Origin of the sequence: Paraburkholderia sediminicola (assembly GCF_046027355.1) — a bacterium.
GTDB lineage: Bacteria > Pseudomonadota > Gammaproteobacteria > Burkholderiales > Burkholderiaceae > Paraburkholderia > Paraburkholderia sediminicola_B.
In genome coordinates, this window is sequence record NZ_JAQQEK010000001.1 from 282,691 (window position 1) to 301,111 (window position 18,421).

Annotated in this window: 20 protein-coding genes and 1 pseudogene; 12 read left to right on the top strand and 9 right to left on the bottom strand. The window is 62.5% G+C overall.

From position 1 onward, the window contains the following. Positions 1-94 precede the first annotated feature (94 nt). Positions 95-766, top strand: coding sequence for a response regulator (locus PQR42_RS01335; RefSeq protein WP_408384811.1), 672 nt, complete (start codon positions 95-97; stop codon positions 764-766). Next, complete coding sequence (locus PQR42_RS01340) at positions 763-2,181, top strand: sensor histidine kinase (protein WP_408384810.1); 1,419 nt, start codon at positions 763-765, stop codon at positions 2,179-2,181. Before PQR42_RS01335 ends, PQR42_RS01340 begins: the two co-directional genes overlap by 4 nt. Positions 2,182-2,211: 30 nt before the next feature. On the opposite strand, the gene PQR42_RS01345 is transcribed toward PQR42_RS01340, so the two are convergent. The 4 genes from PQR42_RS01345 to PQR42_RS01360 all read right to left on the bottom strand — a co-directional run bounded on the left by PQR42_RS01345 (position 2,212) and on the right by PQR42_RS01360 (position 6,310). Then, the gene (locus PQR42_RS01345; protein ID WP_408384808.1) at positions 2,212-3,363 is read right to left on the bottom strand and encodes a CmpA/NrtA family ABC transporter substrate-binding protein; all 1,152 of its coding nucleotides are present in this window, start codon (positions 3,361-3,363) and stop codon (positions 2,212-2,214) included. A 10-nt stretch (positions 3,364-3,373) separates the two neighbouring features. Next, positions 3,374-3,949, bottom strand: a complete 576-nt coding sequence (locus tag PQR42_RS01350; protein WP_132377466.1) for an ANTAR domain-containing response regulator — start codon at positions 3,947-3,949, stop codon at positions 3,374-3,376. A 178-nt stretch (positions 3,950-4,127) separates the two neighbouring features. After that, positions 4,128-5,372, bottom strand: a complete 1,245-nt coding sequence (locus PQR42_RS01355) for a cyanate transporter (RefSeq protein WP_408384806.1) — start codon at positions 5,370-5,372, stop codon at positions 4,128-4,130. A 386-nt stretch (positions 5,373-5,758) separates the two neighbouring features. Further along, on the bottom strand, positions 5,759-6,310 hold the full coding sequence (locus tag PQR42_RS01360; protein WP_408493543.1) for a TetR/AcrR family transcriptional regulator: 552 nt from the start codon (positions 6,308-6,310) through the stop codon (positions 5,759-5,761). A gap of 207 nt (positions 6,311-6,517) precedes the next feature. Between PQR42_RS01360 and PQR42_RS01365 the strand changes: the two genes are divergently transcribed. From PQR42_RS01365 to PQR42_RS01380, 4 genes are all read left to right on the top strand, one after another. Further along, the gene (locus PQR42_RS01365) at positions 6,518-7,015 is read left to right on the top strand and encodes a DinB family protein (protein WP_408384802.1); all 498 of its coding nucleotides are present in this window, start codon (positions 6,518-6,520) and stop codon (positions 7,013-7,015) included. A 343-nt stretch (positions 7,016-7,358) separates the two neighbouring features. Then, complete coding sequence (locus PQR42_RS01370) at positions 7,359-9,494, top strand: TonB-dependent siderophore receptor (RefSeq protein ID WP_408384799.1); 2,136 nt, start codon at positions 7,359-7,361, stop codon at positions 9,492-9,494. Between the two features lie 28 nt (positions 9,495-9,522). Further along, entirely contained in the window at positions 9,523-10,221 is a 699-nt protein-coding gene (locus PQR42_RS01375; protein ID WP_408209424.1) for a PepSY-associated TM helix domain-containing protein, read from the top strand. 18 nt (positions 10,222-10,239) lie between these two features. Next, on the top strand, positions 10,240-10,407 hold the full coding sequence (locus PQR42_RS01380; RefSeq protein WP_408209421.1) for a hypothetical protein: 168 nt from the start codon (positions 10,240-10,242) through the stop codon (positions 10,405-10,407). Here PQR42_RS01380 and PQR42_RS01385 read toward each other — a convergent pair whose 3' ends face one another. Beyond that, entirely contained in the window at positions 10,408-10,608 is a 201-nt protein-coding gene (locus PQR42_RS01385) for a hypothetical protein (protein ID WP_408384796.1), read from the bottom strand. Positions 10,609-11,081: 473 nt separating this feature from the next. Here PQR42_RS01385 and PQR42_RS01390 point away from each other — a divergent pair, with 473 nt between their 5' ends. The 3 genes from PQR42_RS01390 to PQR42_RS01400 all read left to right on the top strand — a co-directional run bounded on the left by PQR42_RS01390 (position 11,082) and on the right by PQR42_RS01400 (position 14,534). Further along, complete coding sequence (locus tag PQR42_RS01390; RefSeq protein WP_408384794.1) at positions 11,082-12,599, top strand: CoA-acylating methylmalonate-semialdehyde dehydrogenase; 1,518 nt, start codon at positions 11,082-11,084, stop codon at positions 12,597-12,599. 229 nt (positions 12,600-12,828) lie between these two features. Further along, the gene (locus tag PQR42_RS01395) at positions 12,829-13,191 is read left to right on the top strand and encodes a translation initiation factor Sui1 (RefSeq protein ID WP_408384792.1); all 363 of its coding nucleotides are present in this window, start codon (positions 12,829-12,831) and stop codon (positions 13,189-13,191) included. A gap of 323 nt (positions 13,192-13,514) precedes the next feature. Further along, positions 13,515-14,534: an alcohol dehydrogenase gene (locus PQR42_RS01400; protein WP_408384790.1), complete on the top strand. Its 1,020-nt coding sequence runs from the start codon at positions 13,515-13,517 to the stop codon at positions 14,532-14,534. On the opposite strand, the pseudogene PQR42_RS01405 reads toward PQR42_RS01400, so the two are convergent. Then, positions 14,454-14,706 (bottom strand): annotated as a pseudogene (locus PQR42_RS01405) (hypothetical protein); the annotation flags it as partial. The gene PQR42_RS01400 and the pseudogene PQR42_RS01405 sit on opposite strands and share 81 nt — an antisense overlap. 148 nt (positions 14,707-14,854) lie before the next feature. On the opposite strand from PQR42_RS01405, the gene PQR42_RS01410 reads away from it, so the two are divergent. Continuing rightward, positions 14,855-15,598, top strand: a complete 744-nt coding sequence (locus PQR42_RS01410; RefSeq protein ID WP_408384788.1) for a GntR family transcriptional regulator — start codon at positions 14,855-14,857, stop codon at positions 15,596-15,598. A 242-nt stretch (positions 15,599-15,840) separates the two neighbouring features. On the opposite strand, the gene infA is transcribed toward PQR42_RS01410, so the two are convergent. The 3 genes from infA to PQR42_RS01425 all read right to left on the bottom strand — a co-directional run bounded on the left by infA (position 15,841) and on the right by PQR42_RS01425 (position 17,333). After that, positions 15,841-16,113 (bottom strand): translation initiation factor IF-1, encoded by a 273-nt coding sequence (gene infA, locus PQR42_RS01415; protein ID WP_012427521.1) that lies wholly within the window; start codon positions 16,111-16,113, stop codon positions 15,841-15,843. A gap of 131 nt (positions 16,114-16,244) precedes the next feature. Beyond that, positions 16,245-16,526 carry a hypothetical protein gene (locus tag PQR42_RS01420; RefSeq protein ID WP_035557986.1) on the bottom strand — a complete coding sequence of 94 codons (282 nt, stop codon included), beginning with the start codon at positions 16,524-16,526 and terminating at the stop codon, positions 16,245-16,247. 588 nt (positions 16,527-17,114) lie between these two features. Beyond that, complete coding sequence (locus tag PQR42_RS01425; protein ID WP_106277571.1) at positions 17,115-17,333, bottom strand: hypothetical protein; 219 nt, start codon at positions 17,331-17,333, stop codon at positions 17,115-17,117. Between the two features lie 193 nt (positions 17,334-17,526). On the opposite strand from PQR42_RS01425, the gene PQR42_RS01430 reads away from it, so the two are divergent. Continuing rightward, positions 17,527-18,171 (top strand): helix-turn-helix transcriptional regulator, encoded by a 645-nt coding sequence (locus PQR42_RS01430; RefSeq protein WP_095421107.1) that lies wholly within the window; start codon positions 17,527-17,529, stop codon positions 18,169-18,171. A 52-nt stretch (positions 18,172-18,223) separates the two neighbouring features. Further along, positions 18,224-18,418 carry a DUF1653 domain-containing protein gene (locus tag PQR42_RS01435; RefSeq protein ID WP_310818226.1) on the top strand — a complete coding sequence of 65 codons (195 nt, stop codon included), beginning with the start codon at positions 18,224-18,226 and terminating at the stop codon, positions 18,416-18,418. The last annotated feature ends 3 nt before the right edge of the window (positions 18,419-18,421 follow it).

Genomic DNA, 18,421 nt, shown 5'->3' on the forward strand with positions numbered 1-18,421 from the left:
AAGAGATTGATGCTTTCTGAACGCTTTCAGTTTTCGAGGGAAATGCGTCACAATGGTCGAATTCACCTCATGGATTTCCCTGGGATTCCGTTCTATGCGTGTGCTGCTCGTCGAAGACAATCCGATTCTTTCCCGCTCGCTGACCGACGCGCTGACCAGCGCGAAACTCACCGTCGATTGCATGCACGACGGCGAGTCCGCCGACCACGTCTTGCGCACGCAGGACTACGCGCTGGTGATTCTCGATATCGGCTTGCCGAAGCTCGACGGCCTCGAAGTGCTGCGCCGTTTGCGCGCGCGCCGCAACGCGGTGCCGGTGCTGATGTTGACCGCGCACGGTTCGGTGGAAGAGCGCGTGCGCGGTCTCGATCTTGGCGCCGACGACTACCTCGCCAAGCCGTTCGCGCTCACCGAACTCGAAGCGCGCGCGCGTGCGCTCTTGCGCCGCAGTCATGGCCAGGAGCCGTTGCATGCGCAATGCGGCACGCTGCTTTACGACAGCGTGGATCGCGGCTTCACGCTCGACGGCGAAGCGCTCGCACTGACGCCGCGCGAGCGTTCGGTGCTCGAAGTGCTGATCCTGCGTAACGGCCGTGCGATCAACAAGGACACGCTGTCAGAGAAGATCTTCGGGCTCGACGAATCGGTGAACGCGGATGCCATCGAAATCTATGTGCACCGCTTGCGCAAGAAACTCGAACACAGTTCGGTGGGCATCGTGACGTTGCGCGGGCTCGGCTATCTGCTGGAAGCAAAAAGCGCATGACGCGGCCGAATTTGCGCGTACGCATCGCGCTGTGGTTGTTGCTGCCGTTGCTTCTGCTGCTTGCATTGGACGCATGGCTCACGTATCAGCGCGCCATGAACGCGGCGCACGCGGCCTTCGACCGCACGCTCGAATTTTCACTGCGCTCGATCCGCGACGGCATCCGTTTGCGCGACGGCGAGATCGAAGTCGATCTGCCGTACCTCGCGCTGGAGATGTTCGAATCGAACGGCGGCGGCAACATCTACTATCAGATTCGCGAGGAAAGTGGCCGCGTCGTGACGGGCTACCCCGACTTGCCGGACCCCGGAAAGGTGCCGGGCGAGCCCTACAGCGTGCGGTTTTACGACGACGTGTTTCGCGGCCGTCCACTGCGCATCGCCATGCTCAGGCTGCCCGTGCACGACGTGCCGAGCGCGCAGACGCGCGTGGTGCTGGTGCGAGTCGGCGAAACGATCGAGCAGCGTCAGGCGTTGGCGCGCGAGATTCTGACCGGGTCGCTGCAACAGGAAGGGTTGTTGGTGGTGCTCGCGCTCGGCATCGTCTGGTTGGGCGTGGCACGCGGGTTGCGGCCGTTGAACCGCCTGTCGGCCAAAGTAGCGGCACGTGCCGAGGACGATCCGACGCCGCTCGACACCGTCGGTCTGCCGAGCGAAGTGGCGCCACTGGTCGATTCGATCAATCAATACATCGGCCGCACGCAGTTGATGCAGTCGTCGCGCCGGCGGTTTTTTAACGACGCCGCGCATCAGTTGAAAACGCCGCTCGCGGTGATTCAGGCGGAGTCCGAACTGGCGCTGCGCGATATCGACGTCGTGGAGGAAAGTGCGGGTGGCAATCGCCGGCAAGGGGTGCATTTGCGGCGGCTGAATCGCGCTGTGCAGCAAGCGGTGCGCATCGTGCAGCAGTTGCTGTCGCTGTCGCGGCTTGATGCGGACAGTGGCTATACGGTCAAGCATGCCGCGGCGCCCCTGCATAAGGTGGCGCGCAGCGTGACGCTCGACTGGTCGCCGGTGGCGCGCTCGCGCGGCATCGATCTCGGTTTTGAACAGGACGTGCGTGTCGACGTGATGGGCCAGATCGATCTGCTTGGGGAGCTGGTTGGCAATCTGATCGACAACGCCATCCGTTATGCCGGCGACGGCGCGGTGATTACCGTGCGGGTCGCGCGCGAAGGAGAACAAGCGTTGCTGCAGGTGATCGACAACGGGCCGGGCGTTGCGGCCGGCGAACGCGACGCGGTGTTCGAACGCTTCTATCGCAGCGAGGCGACGCAGGCGGTCGAGGGTAGCGGCCTGGGTTTATCGATCGTGCGGGAAATCGCGCGCGTGCACGGCGCGCAGGTCGCGCTCACCGATGCGCTCGGTGGCGGGTTGGTCGTCAGCGTGTTGTTTCCGCCGTTGAAAACGGTGTGACGTTGGCGAGCAACTCAGCAACTCAGCAACTCAGCGGCGAATCGGAAAGCGCTGTGCGTAAGCGGTGGGTGACGTGCCGTTGTTCCACGTTTCGCCGTCGATCAAAACCTGTGAAGCGCCTTCTTCCGGCACCGCCACGTTCACAGCGGTGGCCGCCTCGCGATACAACTGCGTCTGGTTGATCCGCGCGGCCATGTCCGCATAATCCGCACGCGCGTCGATCATGCCCCAGCGTTCGAACTGCGTGAGAAACCACGCGCCTTCAAACGCTTGCGGGTAGTTGACCGTGCCGTTGTCGAAGAAGCGCATGGGTAGACCGCCAGGTGCGGAAGCGGCAATTTCGTCGCCCAGGCGCGCCGCGATCAACGTTTCGTCGATGCCGACATACTCGGGCCGCGCGAGCCAATGCGCGATTTCCTCGCGATGTCCCGCGCCGTCGAGCCAGCGGCACGCTTCGAGCATGGTCTGCACGAGCGCGCGCGCGGTATTCGGATTCGCGCTGACAAAATCGCGCCGGCACGCCAGCACTTTGTCGGGATGATCGGGCCACACGTCGCTCGTATAAGCGATCGTTCTGCCGACGCCTTGCGCTTCGGCCTGCGCGTTCCAGGGCTCGCCGACACACAGGCCGTCGAGTTTGTCTTCGGCGAGCGCCGCGACCATTTGCGGCGGCGGAATCGCCACGCTCTCGATCTCGCGCAGCGGATCCACGCCTTGCGACGCGAGCCAGTAGTACAGCCACATTGCATGCGTGCCGGTCGGGAAGGTCTGCGCGAAGACCGGCTTGCGGCCGAGCGTCGCCAGCGCCTTGGGCAGCGTGCCGTGTTCGGCGAGCGAAGCGGCGAGGCGGTTCGACAGTGTGATCGCCTGGCCGTTGCGGTTGAGCACCATCAACACGGCCATATCCGTTTGCGGTCCGCCGAGACCCAGTTGCACGCCGTAGACGAGTCCGTAGAGCGCGTGGGCCGCATCCAGATCGCCCGACAGCAGTTTGTCGCGCACGGCGGCCCATGACGGCTGACGCGACAACTCCAGCGTCAGGCCATGCGCATGGCCGAATTCGAGCAGCTTGGCGGCGACGAGCGGCGCGGCGTCCGAGAGCGCCACGAAGCCGAGCCGCAAATGGGTCTTCTCGAGCTGCCCCGAGGTGGACGTGGTGGCGAGTGAAGTAGGAGAGTTCATGGACGGCGCTTCATTTGAGCGAGTCAGCCGCCGCGATGATGGCGCGCGCGACCTCGGCGAGTTTGACGCCCTGGTTCATCGCGCGCTTGCGCAGGTTGGCGTAGGCGGCGTGTTCGGTGATTTTCTGCTGATCCATCAGGATGCGTTTGGCGCGATCGATCAACTTGCGCTCGGCGAGTTCGTTTTCGACTTGCGCGAGGCGTTCGCGCAACTGCGATTCCTGAGCGAAACGCGCGAGCGCGACTTCGAGGATCGGCGCGAGACGCTCGGTCGCGAGACCTTCGACGAGATAGGCCGTGACGCCCGCGCCGACGGCGTCGCGGATCAACTGCTGGTTGGCGTCGTGGCTGAACATCAGCACCGGGCGCGGCGCGGTGGCGTTCATCACCGCGAGCTGTTCGAGCGTGTCGCGCGACGGCGATTCGGTATCGATGATGATGACGTCCGGCCGCTCGCACTGCACCACGCGATGCAGCGCTTGCGGCGTGGCGGTGCCCGCCAGCATCTCGTAGCCGAGGCGGGCAAGGGCGTCGCGGAGGTCGCCGATGGGCTTATCGGTGTCGGTTACGAGGAGAACGCGCAGCATGGAGTGGGGTTTTATCGACGGCTAGCCTTGTATAAAGCAACGGCTATGCCAGGCGATGCGCGCGAAGGTGAAACGAAAGCAATCACGGACTTAGCGGCTGCATGGACCGCCGCGTCTGCACCTGCGCGGGGCACACGAGGCCGATGCACCGAAGCGGCGCACGGCGGCGCCGCTTACTTCATCGACGCCACTCGCTGTAACTGCGGGGTGAGAACAGAAAACTTACCGCGATCATCGCCACGACGCAGCCGGCCAACATGATCCACGCGACGCCGAAGCTTCCGCTCCAGCCGCGCACGAGGCCGGCCACGACCGGTGCGATAGCCGCCACGATGAAGCCGACACCCTGAGTGAACCCGACGAGCTTGCCGGCCACGCGATGATCGGCCGAATGATCCATGGCGGTCACGAGCGTCAGCGAAAAAGTGCCGCCCAGTCCCGCGCCTGCCACGCCGACCCACAGCAAGGGCGCGGCGTCGGGCCAGACGATCAAGCCGAGCAAACCGAGCAGTTGCGCCGCGAGGCCGAGCGTGAGCCACGGCCGACGATCCCGAAACGATGCCGCGGCGAGCGGCAGCAACAGGGCCGCGGTGGCCTGAAACACCGTCATGCCTGCCAGCAGCGAACCGCTTGCCGCGACGCTCACGCCGCGCTGCTGATAAAACGCCGGCAACCATGCGACAAGACTCGTATAGCCGCCGTTGACGATGCCGAAGAAGAGCCCGAGCGTCCACGCGCGCCGCGTGCGCCACAGCGAAAGGGTAACGGCGTTGACGGGAGCCGTCCTTGCCGTGGCGCCGCTCCCGGAAGGCTGCCGGTTCAATGTCCACCAGCAAACCAGCGCGATGCAAGCCGGAATCGCCCACACCGCGAGTCCCGCATGCCACGACTGCGTCGCGCGACTCACCCACGGACTCAAACTCGCGCCCAACCCGCCGCCGCCCATGATGGACGCGGAAAACACGCCCATCGCGAGCGGCACGCGCGCATGAAAGCGCTGCTTCATCACGGCGGGCAGCAGCGCCTGGATTGCCGCGACGCCCACGCCCGCGAGCAACGCGGTGGCGAGCAGTGCCGCACCGCTCGATGCCGTCCACCGTGCCGCGCAGGCCAGCGCGATGGCCAGCAAACCAAGCGCGACACCGCGTGTTTCGCCGATCGTGCGGGTCAGCGCGCCCGCGCCGAATGCGCCGATGCCCATCGCGACGACCGGCAGGCTGGTCAGCAGCGACGCGCCGTAGAAACTCAGGCCGGTTGCGTCGCGGATCGTCGTCATCAAAGGGCTGATCGAAGTGAGCAGCGGGCGCAGATTGATGCCGATCGCGACGATCGCAGCCAGCCACACGGCGTCCTGCCACTTCAGCGCCGTGGCGGCGTGGTGAACGGGAGTGCGGGGCGGGCTGGCGCTGGAGGGCGAATTCACAATGGTCCTGGTGGCGAGGGACGGGCGGCGTGAAAAACCGTGTGAGGCTCGGTTTTGGTCAACCATAATAACAAAAAATGGTTAACCATTTTCATAATGTCCGGTATAGCGCGCAGCATAGGGGCTGTTCTCGACTTTGCGTGCCGAGCGCAATACGTGATCGCGGAACTGTTTGCGCAGCTTCAGCTTGCGCCGCTCACGATGTGGGGCATGGCGACATCTCGCGACCTGCGAGGCGTCGTGCGTCGGACGGATAGAGAGTCGCTCGGGATCTTGTTCGAGGTGGATGCGTGAGCGAAGGAAGGCGATGCGTTAGCCGGAAAGGAGACACTCACTCGCAGGAAACTCTCCGCGAGTGCTCGCTGGACTTCCGTCAACCACGGCGACTACTGCAGATACCGGACTATGAGCCGCGTGGCCTCGTCGACGAGCGCTGCAAACGCTTCGTCCGAGAGACTTTCAGAATGATGCACGACCGCTGTGTGGGTCAGCGCCTCGATGGATGTCACGCACACAAACGCCGCAAGCTCGAGGTCGAGTGCGCGAAAATCATCGCGGTGTGCCTCGAGGAAGGTCCTGAACAGCGCATAGGTTTCCCCGTTCAGCAGTGCCGTATTTTCAAGCCGCCCTGTGCGCGAAGTCTGTTCCGAGAGCACACGATGCAGCTCCGGATCGATGCGATGCGCCTCGATCGACGCGGCGACGAGCGTACGCACCGCTTGCTCCATCGGCAGTGTCGCCGCCGCTGCCAGCGCGCCACGGACGACCTGCATGACTTCCTGACTATGGCGCTCCATGACGGCGCTCACGAGCGCCTCTTTGCCGGGGAAATATTGGTAGAGCGAACCAACACTTACGCCCGCTTTTTCGGCGATACGGTTGGTGCTGGCTTTGTCGAACCCGTCCCTGACCAGAATGCGAGCGGTTGCTTCGATCAAGGCATCGACAGTCACGCGCGATCTGCCTTGAGACGCGTGTTTCCTGGGTTTCGTGAGCGGTTTTCGCGCCATTTCTCGCGCTCCAAATGCGAGTAGGTAAGTACGGGTTTTCACTCGTATTATGCATCTCGCGAATCGAATGGCAACGCACAAGCCACGCTGGATCGAACGCGAATCGTAACCCTCGACGCTGAAAGGAGACGTCTTATGATCTATCAGCCCTATTCAAAACTTATTGCTGTCAAACGGTGGGCCGATCGCGGCCTCTACGATGCTGTCAGCCAGAATTTCGACCGGCTGAGCAGTGAGGATTCCTCGATCATGCTCCGCATCCTCGACCATATCCATGTGGTCGACAGAATCTTCCAGCATCATCTGCAGGGACTGTCGCACACGTTTCAGGCGCCGCGATCGGAGAGCATGCCGGAACTCCAGGTGCTGGCGAGCAGTGCGCGAAAGGTCGACGACTGGTATGCGGAGTACGTGGACAGTTTGACGGAGAGCGACTTCGAGCAGCCCGTCGATTTCGTCCTCACTAGCGGAAAGCCGGCGCGCATGCGGCGAGGCGAAATCATTCTGCATGTGTGCCTGCACGGCACTTATCACCGGGGCAATGCCGGTGCCGTTCTTCAGTTGAAGGGCCTCACCCCGGGCCGTGATGCGATCACGGACTTTCTCGAAGACTGTATCCCGGACAACTCGTGACGTTTGCGCACGTCGAAGGCGACGAGCCGTCGACGGATGTATCGAACGCGCCGCGTGCGTCGCAGTGAATCGCGCGGCGCGTCTCGCAGAGACGACATTCGGTCCTCCTCCAGGCACGTCGCTCACGATTGTCGTGAAAGAAAACTGTAATTTTAAGAAGGTAATCCGAATGTGTCAGATTGACGAAAATTTGAATAAATGCAAACAGTAACGATTCGTATTAACATGCGCCCTTTTGAAAGCAACATGCCGACACCCAACGCCTCGCCTGATTGGTCAGAGGGACGGTGTCCGCTTGATCGGGGGGTATATGTTTCGCCGCAGGAACGCGAGCAAGGTCTCATTGCTCGACACAACAAGTTTGCTGGTCAATGCGTTGCTGGCCGCGGGGATAATCGGTGGTTCGCCGGCCTTGGCCGAGGCCGCTGAAACGGGCGATGCAGCCAGCGAGGCGTCCGCGGCGTCCGATCCGCAGCAACTCGCCCCGGTCCGTGTCACAGGCACGAAGGCGGAGGGCTTCGCTCCCACGACGATTGAAACAGGCCCCTACCGCGGACTCGATGCACTCGACGTGCCGGCAACGGTGAACGTCGTCACACGAGGCGTGATGGATGCTCAGGGCGACACCGGGCTTTACGACGCGTTGCGTAATGTTGCCGGTGTGACGCGCCAGCAACTGAGCGGCCTTGCGTATGACAACATCTCGATCCGCGGCATTCCGCTCGATAACCGCTCGAGCTTCTACTTCAACGGCGTTCTCCCGATCGACAACAACATCTGGATGCCAATGGAGGACAAGGAGCGCGTCGAAGTATTGAAGGGCGCATCCGCGCTGTACTACGGCTTCACGGTTCCCGCCGGCCTTGTCAACATGGTGACCAAACGGGCCGGCTCCGAACCCGTGACCAGCATTTCGCTTCTCGGCGATTCGCATGGATCGTATGGTGCTCACGCCGATATTGCGCGACGCTTCGGCCCGGATGACCAGTTCGGCATTCGCGTGAACGCAATGGATGAACACGTCGAGACGCCTATCGACGGTGACCACGGCTATCGCAAGTTCATCAGCGCGGCGTTCGACTGGCGCGTGAACAGCAAGCTCAAGCTGCAGTACGACTTCGAGCATATCGAAACGAGCATCGTCGAGCAGGCGGGTATCGTGCCGCTGGCGCCGAAGAACGGTGTCATCTCGCTTCCGGCCCTGCCTGATCCGACGAAGCTCCTCGTCAGCGGAAGTCAGCCCACACTTGCCAGCGCCAATACGCAATTGCTCCGCGCCGACTACGCCTTCTCCGACCACTGGAGCGCGACGTTTTCTCTCGGCCAGTCGATAACACGGCGCGACCGTTGGGCATGGGTCTTCCAGAAGTACAACGTCGTCACGGGGGCCGGCACTCTGCAGGCGAGCCAGCAGAACGGCCAGATGTACGAGAACAAAAACGTTCGGCTGGACGTCAACGGCGATTTCAAAACAGGATCGATCGGTCACACCTTGACAGTCGGCGTCACGCAGAACTGGCTATTCCAGCCGGACTTCACGACGAACTTCTTCACGGCGAACCAGAACCTCTACAATCCCGTTCCGATCACGAAGCTCACGCCGAGCGGGACACCGAAGCAGTTTTTCGCACAACACATCCGCAATAGCGGGGTTTACGCGTTCGATCAGATTGACCTCACCTCGCGACTGCAAGTGGTGGCGGGCGTGCGTCGCTCGGAATACATCACGTCGCAGGCCGGTACGCCGAACTCGGACATTAGTCGGACTTCGCCCTCGGGCAGCGTGAGCTTTCGCCTGACGCCGAATACGAGCGTCTACGCGAGTTACGTCGAGGCGCTGGAATCGGCCGGCAGCGCTCCGGCGACGGCGAACAACGCCAATCAGATACTGCCCGCGGTCGTCAGCCGCCAGGAAGAGGTTGGCGTGCGTACGCGTCTTCCCGGCAATACGCTCGTATCTCTGGCGCTGTTCAATCTGCGCCAGCCATCGGCGGAGGTCAACAGCGACAACGTCTATGTGCTGGACGGTAACGCACGCTATCGCGGCGTCGAGTTTTCAGTGCAGGGCGATGTGACGCGGGACGTTTCACTGACTGCGTCCGCAGTTTATCTCGACGCAAAGCAGGTCGATTCGTCCGACCCCACTCTGCTCGGCAAGACGCCCGAGAACACGCCGCACGTGACCGCCAGTCTTTTTGCCGAATACCGGGTTCCCGTCCTCGCCGGGCTGTCGGTCAACGCGGGCGTGTATTACATCGGCTCGCGACCGGTCAACAGCGCGGATCAGGCGAGCATTGGCGGCTACACGCTCTTTACGGCAGGCGCGCGCTATTCGACGCGGGTCTACGGCAAGCGTGTGTCATTCCAGGCCAACCTCGAGAACGCCACGAACAAGCGGTACTGGAGCGCGGCCGGCTCCAACCAGCTCGGCGTGGGGCTCGGACGCACACTTGAATTGACCTCGACGCTCGATTTCTAGACTCCAAGCAGACAATGGGAAGCAGACCATGAATACTCAGGTAACCGAAATAAACGAGCCGCGCGCTGAAGCTGCCGAGCCGCTGTCGCAAAAGGGCAAGTCATCAAGCCGTCGCGGTGTCTTTCTCAAATGGTTGCGGCGGATTCATGGCTGGATTGGATTGTGGGGCGCCGTACTTGGCTTGCTCTTCGGCGTGACGGGTTTTCTGCAGAATCATCGGGCGACCATGAAGATCCGCGTCGGCGACGCGCCGGCCGTATCGAAGATACATTTGCAGGTGCCCGATCCGGCTCCCCAGTCTCCGCGCGACATGGCGAACTGGTTGCGCTCGGAACTCAAACTGGACCGTCCTGCGGAACGGGCGAACCGCGAACCCGCTCACGCTGTCACCTGGGGTGACCGGTCCGTGATGCAACCCGAGCGTTGGCAGATCCGTTTCATCGCGCCGAGCTACCTTCTCAGCGCGGAGTACTGGAAGGGCGGCAACACAATCGATGTCGAACGCCGCGATCAAGGTCTCGTCAACACGCTGGAAGGATTGCATCGGGCCGAAGGTGCGCGAGCAGGCTGGATCCTGCTGGCGGACTCGATGGCGGGAAGCCTCGTGCTGCTCTCACTCACCGGCGTGGTGCTCTGGACCGGGCTCAATCGCCGACGGACGACAGGCGCGGTAATCTTCCTTGTCGCTTTGGGTGCAGGCATCGTGCTCGCCTTGCAATCGCTTTGAACGCGTCGGATCCGCCCCGTGATCGACGATCCGCTTGTCACGGGCAAATGCTCTTGCATCGGCCTTAACGGCCATTGGCGCGGCGCGCAACGCCAGGAGAACGATCGCCTGCGCAAACTTGAAGTGCCATTGAGAAGTAGTGTGCGCGTCGGCCAGACGAAGTGCGACGCGCAGGGGCGAGCGTAATCAGTCTGGTCCGTGTTCCACGGTGATTCCACCGTGATCCCCAATGGTGGTTGAGCCGTCACGAATCCCATTCAACAAACGGATCGTGTCGGCAATGGCCTCAGGAACGGTCTTGCGCCCAGCGCCGCCGGACACTTTGGCCATTGCCTCGCTGTCCATCGGCACACAATCGTTGATGTCTTTAACGATAAGGTTGTTCATGACGTTTCTCCATGCTGTTGCACATCGTTCGTGAGGAATCGCCTGTTGGCGACTTGTGAACAGTTGGGGTTCACGCCCATTCAGTTGCAACGAGTGTGCCAGTAACGCAGAAGCAGAAGCGTCGTCGCGAGGATGCGATGCTCGCTTCCTAGTCCCCTTGAGAAGTCGGTCGTAGTCCGACATAGCCTTTCCAGCTGTTGGATCCGAGCCCACCATTCAGCGAGTCCCGCGGCTACGTTGCACAGAACGTCACCGTTGATGTCCGGCCTGCCAAGCGATCCCGCTAATTTCGATTTGTTCCTGCTGCGCAAGACTGTTTGTCGGATGCGGGTGTTCGAAATCCGAATCAATGCGCCTACATTGGCCTCTATTGGAGCCGTCGGCCCGATCGGCATTGAAGCCGGACAACCCATGTTCGAAGACATCAGGAGGCGTGGCGCTGGCAGCGCCCGCATTCCGCCATAGGAGTCCACATGAGCGAAGCAAATCAAGGCGCGGTGCGCGAGCTGAGTCATTTTATCGACGGTCAACGCGCCGCTGGCGCGAGCGGGCGGTTCGGCGACGTATTCGATCCGGCGCAAGGCCGGGTGGCGGCCCGCGTGCCGGTCGCAAACGCAGCCGAAGTCGACGCCGCCGTCGCCGCTGCGAAAGCCGCGTTCCCGGCCTGGAGCGAAACCGCGCCGCTCAAGCGCGCGCGTTTGATGTTCAAGTTCAAGGAACTGCTCGAGGCGCATTCGGACGAACTCGCCGAGCTCATTACGCGCGACCACGGCAAGCTGTTTTCGGACGCGAAGGGTGAAGTAGTGCGCGGTATCGAAATCGTCGAATTCGCGTGCGGCATTCCGAACCTGCTCAAGACCGATTTCACCGATCAGATCAGCGGTGGCATCGACAACTGGAATCTACGTCAGCCGCTCGGCGTGGCGGCAGGCGTCACGCCGTTCAATTTCCCGATGGTGGTGCCGTGCTGGATGTTCGTGATGGCAGCCGCGTGCGGCAACACGTTCGTGCTCAAGCCCTCGGAGCGCACGCCGTCGGCATCGATCCGGCTTGCCGAGTTGTTTATCGAGGCGGGCTTTCCCAAAGGCGTGTTCAATGTCGTGCATGGCGGCAAGGCCGTCGTCGATGCGCTGATCGAACACCCCGATGTGGCCGCGATATCTGTCGTCGGCTCGACGCCGGTCGCGGAATACATCTACAGCGAAAGCGCCAGGCGCGGCAAGCGCGTGCAGGCGTTGGGCAGTGCGAAAAACCATCTGGTCGTCATGCCCGACGCCGACCTCGATCAAGCGGTCGATGCGCTGATCGCCTCGTCGTATGGCTCGGCCGGCGAGCGCTGCATGGCGACCTCGGTCGCGGTGGCGGTAGGGCGTATCGGCGATGAGCTGATCGAGCGTCTCACGCCGCGCGTGCGCTCGCTCAGGATCGGCGGCGGCATGGAGCCCGATCTGGACATGGGGCCGCTCATCAGTGCCGCGCATCGCGCCAAGGTGCTGGGCTATATCGACGCCGGCGTCGCGGCAGGTGCCAGGCTCGTCGTCGATGGTCGCGGCCATAGCGTGCCCGGCCACGAAGAGGGCTTCTTTCTGGGCGGCTCGCTCTTTGACGACGTGAAGCCCGATATGAGCATCTATCGGGAAGAGATTTTCGGGCCGGTGCTGTCGGTTGTCCGCGTGCCTGATCTCGCGAGTGCGATAGCACTCGTCAACGCGCACGAACTGGGGAACTGCGTATCGCTTTTTACATCCGATGGCGGCGCGGCGCGCGCATTCTCCCGGCAGATTCACATCGGCATGGTGGGCATCAACGTGCCGAGTCCGGTGCCGCCGGCGTGGCATTCGTTCGGGGGCTGGAAGCGATCGCTGTTCGGCGATCATCACGCGTACGGCGAGGAAGCGGTGCGCTTTTACACGCACTACAAGAGCGTCATGCAGCGCTGGCCCGACAGCATCGCCAAAGGTGCGGAATTCGCGATGCCCGTGGCCCGGTAAGCCGACCCGGGCGCGCTCGTCACCGAAGCGCGCGGCAAGGATGGCTATCACTGGACCCGCGGCTATCTCTACTGCATTGGCAATCGCCCCAGAACTGCCGTGCGACGGCAGGATGCGAGAAATCGCGCAGCGTGGCGCCGGTAGTGCGGTTAAACATCGGAGGGTCGTACAGGCGCCCCTGCTAAACTCGTCGTGATTCCCGACTTAGATGTCTTTGAGTAAGCCAATCATGAAGAGTAGTTCAAAAGGCGGCCTTGTTTATTCCACCGATGGCGGACGGATGTGTCCCGAATGCGGCCAGGTGCTCGCGCAATGTGTCTGCAAGACACTCGCCAAAACACGAGCGGTGGGTGATGGCGTGGTGCGAGTGACTCGCGAGACCAAGGGCAGGGGCGGGAAGAGCGTGACGCTCGTTAAAGGACTGGCGCTCGAACCTCTTGCCTTGGCCACGCTAGGCAAGCAGTTACGCACGGCCTGCGGTTCTGGTGGAACGGTCAAGGATGGCGTGATCGAAGTGCAGGGTGACCATTGCGAGCGCGTGATCGAGGCGCTAAAAAAATACGGCCACAGCGCGAAGAGGGCCGGGGGCTAAGCTCATCGCTTCAACGACCTCGGCCTTCTTGGTGATCCGATTGAATACTCGTCCCCACGGCCACAGGCTGGAACCCAATGCGGTTCGCAGACCTGGAACCCCGGCTTTCTCCAACGGCGACCATGCCCCCATTCGCCACCATGATCCCGCCTGCAAGACCGGTTCGAAACAGAGTCAACGCTCATGGCCAGATTGACAAGGCCGGGGCGCGCTGCCGTCAATATGGCGTAAGCTGAGCGCTCGACCGGAGGGTGACGTCGGCGGCAAATCCGCGAACCGGGTTCGGTCGGCTCGCGTTCGTCTCTTGCACAAGGAGGAAAGCGATGCGGACGATGAAGGCAGTGCAGGTGGCAAAGGCTGGCGGACCCCTGGAACTCGTCGAACGGGACGTGCCGGGACCCGGCGCTGGACAGGTGCTCATCAAGATCCAGGCGTGCGGTATCTGCCACAGTGACGTGTTGACAAAAGAAGGGCAGTGGCCGGGCCTGGAATATCCGAGGGTGCCCGGGCACGAGATCGCAGGCGTCATCGATACCGTCGGCGCGGGCGTTGAAGGATGGCAGGCGGGGCAGCGCGTCGGTGTCGGCTGGCACGGCGGACATTGCGGACGGTGCGAGCATTGCCGTCGAGGCGATTTTGTTCTGTGTCAGCGCGCACTCGTGCCTGGCATCAGCTACGACGGCGGCTATGCCGAGTTCATGGTGGCCCCGGTCGAAGCGCTGGCGCGTATTCCGGATGATCTTTCCGATGTCGATGCCGCCCCTCTCCTGTGCGCAGGCATCACGACATTCAACGCGCTGCGCAACAGCGGCGCGCGTGCCGGAGATGTGGTCGCCGTGCTGGGCATTGGCGGACTCGGCCATCTCGGCGTGCAGTTCGCGCGAAAGATGGGGTTCGTCACGGTAGCCATCGCGCGCGGGCAGGACAAGGCCAGTCTGGCGAAAGAGCTTGGCGCGCATCACTACATCGACAGCACGGCGGTGAACGTCGCAGAAGCATTGCAGGCTTTGGGCGGCGCTCGCGTGATTCTGGCAACCGTCACCAGCGGCAAAGCGATGAGCGCCGTGGTGGGCGGCCTGGGATTGAACGGCAAGCTGATCATGGTGGGACTCTCCGAAGAGCCCGTCGAGGTGCCGATCGCGCAGTTCATCATGGGGCGAAATTCGGTGCAAGGCTGGCCGTCGGGGACGTCGGCGGATTCTCAGGACACGCTCGCCTTCAGCGCGCTATCGGGCATCAAACCGATGATCGAAGAATTCCCGCTAACGAAAGCCGCCGACGCCTACGACCGGATGCTGAGCGGCGCAGCACGGTTCAGGGTTGTGCTCAACACGGGGCAATAAAAGCGCGACCGGCGACCGGGTTCGAGGCCTTCGCGTCGGTGCGGTCGACGCCCCGGCGGATCCCACGTTGTGTTAGAAAGTCTGCCGCGAAGCCGGAAGCCCGCATCTCTTCAACGAAACCACGAAGTGCCGCCGCAGCAGCATCGCCGCGGCTCTTCGGCGTTCCCATTGAAAACGCAAGGCGCTGAGCGCTAGAGGTTTAGACGCAAGAAGAAGTCTGTTCATGGGCATCCACTTGCACGAACCGTAGACGATGGCGCAGGCTGTCCGCCGCCGCTAGAATGCCTGCCGATATCGCTCATTTCCCGATTACATCATTCATGGCTCCACGTCCCCGGCGTTCGTCGTCTACCGACACCGAAGCGCCCATTCAAGCTGCACGCGACGACGATTCGATCAGCGTCGAAGAGCGTATCTACGCGTCCATTACCGCCGCGTTGTTGCAGGGGCGCCTGCGGCCGGGCGCGCAACTCGTCGAACGCGATCTCGCCGCCGCGTTCGGCTGCACGCGCGGCGCGCTGCGCAAGGTGCTGGCGCGGCTGGGCTTCGAGGGCAAGCTCGTGCTGGAGGCGAATCGCGGTGCGTTCGTGCCGTCGCCATCGGAAGAGGACATTCGCCAGGTGTATCGCGCGCGGCAGATCGTCGAGGCGGGTATCGTCGCGGCTTTGTGTGGGGCGTTGAGCGCGCAGCACAAGCGGCGCTTGCGCGCGCACGTGCGCAGCGAGGAGAAGGCGTTGAGCGCGGGCGCCGTCGAAGAGTCCGTGCGTCTTGCCGGCCAGTTCCACGTGCTGCTGACGGAGTTGGCGGGCGGCACGGAATTGCTCGGGTTGGTCGGGCAACTGGTCGCCAAAACAGAGCTGTATAAAGCGCTGTTCGACCCGTCGAAGGGTTCGACCTGCTCCGCGGACGAACACACGCAAATCATCGACGCACTCGACGCGGGCGACCTCGACGTTGCATTGGCGGCTATGCGCGACCATTTGGCGGAACTGGAGGAACGAGTAGTCGAGCAGGTGCGCAAGAGCGCCGCCGGAGAGGATCTCGGGACGGTGTTCGGGCTTTAAGCGCGCGTATGGAGGAAGCGAGGAAGGCGGTGAAACGCCCGCTGGCAACAGAAAGCGCCAGGCGCTGAAGAAAATCAGGCAAAACCAGGCTGCAACGAGGCGATGCCGCAGCGCGCCGCTCAGGCTCGAGTCAATGGATCAGCGAGTCAAGCCGGAGAAGGCGCGCGAATGGCTTCGCGTACAACTTAGTCGCAATGGATCACGCCAGGACCGTGCGGGGCGCGGTCAGCGTGCCGCCAGCCTTAACGGCGACGGAATTGCGTGTTGCGAGCACCGCCGCCACCGGTGGCGCGCTCGTCTTTGTGACGGAAATTGATCCGGCCTTTGGTCAGATCGTAGACGGACAGTTCCAGCGTCACGCGGTCGCCCGCGAGAATACGGATGTGGTTCTTGCGCATGCGTCCGGACGCGTAAGCGCCAACCACGACGCCGTTGTCGAGCGTCACGCGGTAACGGCTGTCCGGAAGTACTTCGTCGACGATACCGTCAAGTTCAAGCAGTTCTTCTTTCGCCATGCATAACTCCTGGTCGATGGGATAAGGGGTGTTGGTCGCCCACGCCGGGCAGCACAACATCAGATGGGGGCAAAAGCGGGCTTTTCGAGCCCGCTGTCCTGCGGCATCAGCCTATGCGCTGATAGTACCGCTCAAAGATCGGCGACGGACTGGCCGTCTACACGGCCGTCGATCAATTGTTCGGCGTGGGCCATGCACGCAATGCGCGCCTTGCCCGTGCCGTCGAACGGAAACAGGTACTGCAGACGGAACACACGCCCGTCGGCGGCCGGATTGGCGCCCACGCGGCAGATGCGCACCGACGCGTCGTAGCCGGCGTCCGGATTGCGGCTCGTCTGACCGTCCGCCGGGCGGCGCGGATAGACGAGCGGGTGAATTTCATAACCCTTGTACGTCTTGACAACTGAATTCATGAAGCACGTGTCCTGTAATACGTGGCCGGCATGTCACGCGTGTTACGCGCGGCACGACAGGCCGGGCAGCGCAGCGCCTTGGGGCGCGCCGCCATGGAAAAAGGTTGGCACAGGCCCGATGGCAAGGGCTTGAGCGCGGCCGCGCAAAATCGCGGATTCGATGGAGAAGAAACACGCTGATGTCGCGCGGACATCAGGCGCGTAAACGCTGAACACTCAGCTGCACAACTCGCGACGGCGAATGCATGCGACGCATTGCCGGAGTGACGGGATCGCCGACAGGCGGCGGTCGAACAGTCGGGGGTGGTGCGCAGACGCCGGTTTTAGACTGCCCGGTGTTGCCTGATCAAGCCGGTTGTTGCCTGGTAACGCGAATGCGGCGAATGCGGGATACAGCTATTCCAATATGATGCACTAAATAGGGCTAATTGGATAGCAAAAAGTTCCACGCAGGGACAAACCGCCCGGCCGGCGGGGCTTTGCGAGCGACGCGATCGTCGCGAACGGCGTGCCGGGGCATGAGCGGCACGCCGGGTGAGGGGTTGCGCCGTGACGGCGCGGGCGCTGAACGAACAACAGACTCGTGCTTCAGCGGGAAGTTTCGGCGACACGCTTCTGCAACTCGCGCGATGCCGCCAGCGGAATGCGGGCGTCATCCCAGCCGGCCAGCCATTCGACTTCCTTCGACGTGAAGATCTGTCCGTGATTGCGCAGCGTGTATTGCAGCGAATCGATGATGTGATTGCGGATGATTTCCGGCGTGCCTTCGTCATCGAGCACGGCGCGAAACGCTTCAAGCGTGGCCATCTGTTGCTCCGTGAAATAGATGGGTCTTTTATCGCACGAAAAAAAATTGCTCGCCAAGCGGACAAAAATCGCCGCATGCCGAAGGGCGTCAGCGTTCGTTTTTTTAGAAGCGTGGCTGGCGCCGTAGTCGCCGCGGCCGGGCCGGGTGGCTACAATGGCGAGTTGCCGCATCCTTCGAACATTGCGACTGCCCATGCGCAACCCAAACGTGTCTCCCGTGAAAGACCTGCTGCTCGAGCGCTACGCTCCCATCGCCGACGGCATCGCGGCGCTTTTCTATCCGTGCGCCGAAGTGGTGATTCACGACCTGCGCGATCAGACCATCGCGTACCTCGTGAACAATCTGTCGAAGCTCGAAGTCGGCGGCCCGTCGGTGCTGGACGAAGTTCATTACGCGGCGCGCGGCCAGACCATCGGACCGTACGAAAAGCTCAACTGGGACGGCCGGCGCATGCGTTGCGTGAGCAACATCCTGTTCGACGACGACGGCAAGCCGGCCGGCATGCTGTGCATCAACTTCAATATCGCCGTGTTCGAGGATGTGCGTTCCACGCTCGATCTGTTCATCAAAGGCGGCAATCTGACGGACGCGCCCGCGGAGGAACTGTTCCGCGACGACTGGCAGGACCGCATCAACACGTACCTGCACACGTGGCTGCGGGAACGGCAGATCGGCATCAATGCGCTCACGCGCGAGCACAAGCGGGAGATTGTCGAGGCACTGCACGCACAAGGCGCATTTCGCGGCCGCAGTTCCGCAAACTACGTGGCCGCCGTGCTGACGATGGGACGCGCCACCGTTTACAAGATTCTCAAGCAGATGAAAGAGGGCGGCTGACGGTTCGACCGTTGCTTAACCGCCGAGATTGGTCAATTCAGGGAGGATAAGAATGGTGCGTTACCGGCACTACAAAGGTGGGATTTACGAACTGGTTTGCGAGGCCACGCTCGAGCCGGATCCGACGGTCACGATGATCGTCTACAAAGCCAGCAATGGCACGATCTGGACGCGTCCGGCTTCGGTATTTTTCGAACTGGTCGAAGTCGACGGCGCCAAGGTGCCGCGCTTCGCACCGATCAACTAGCCA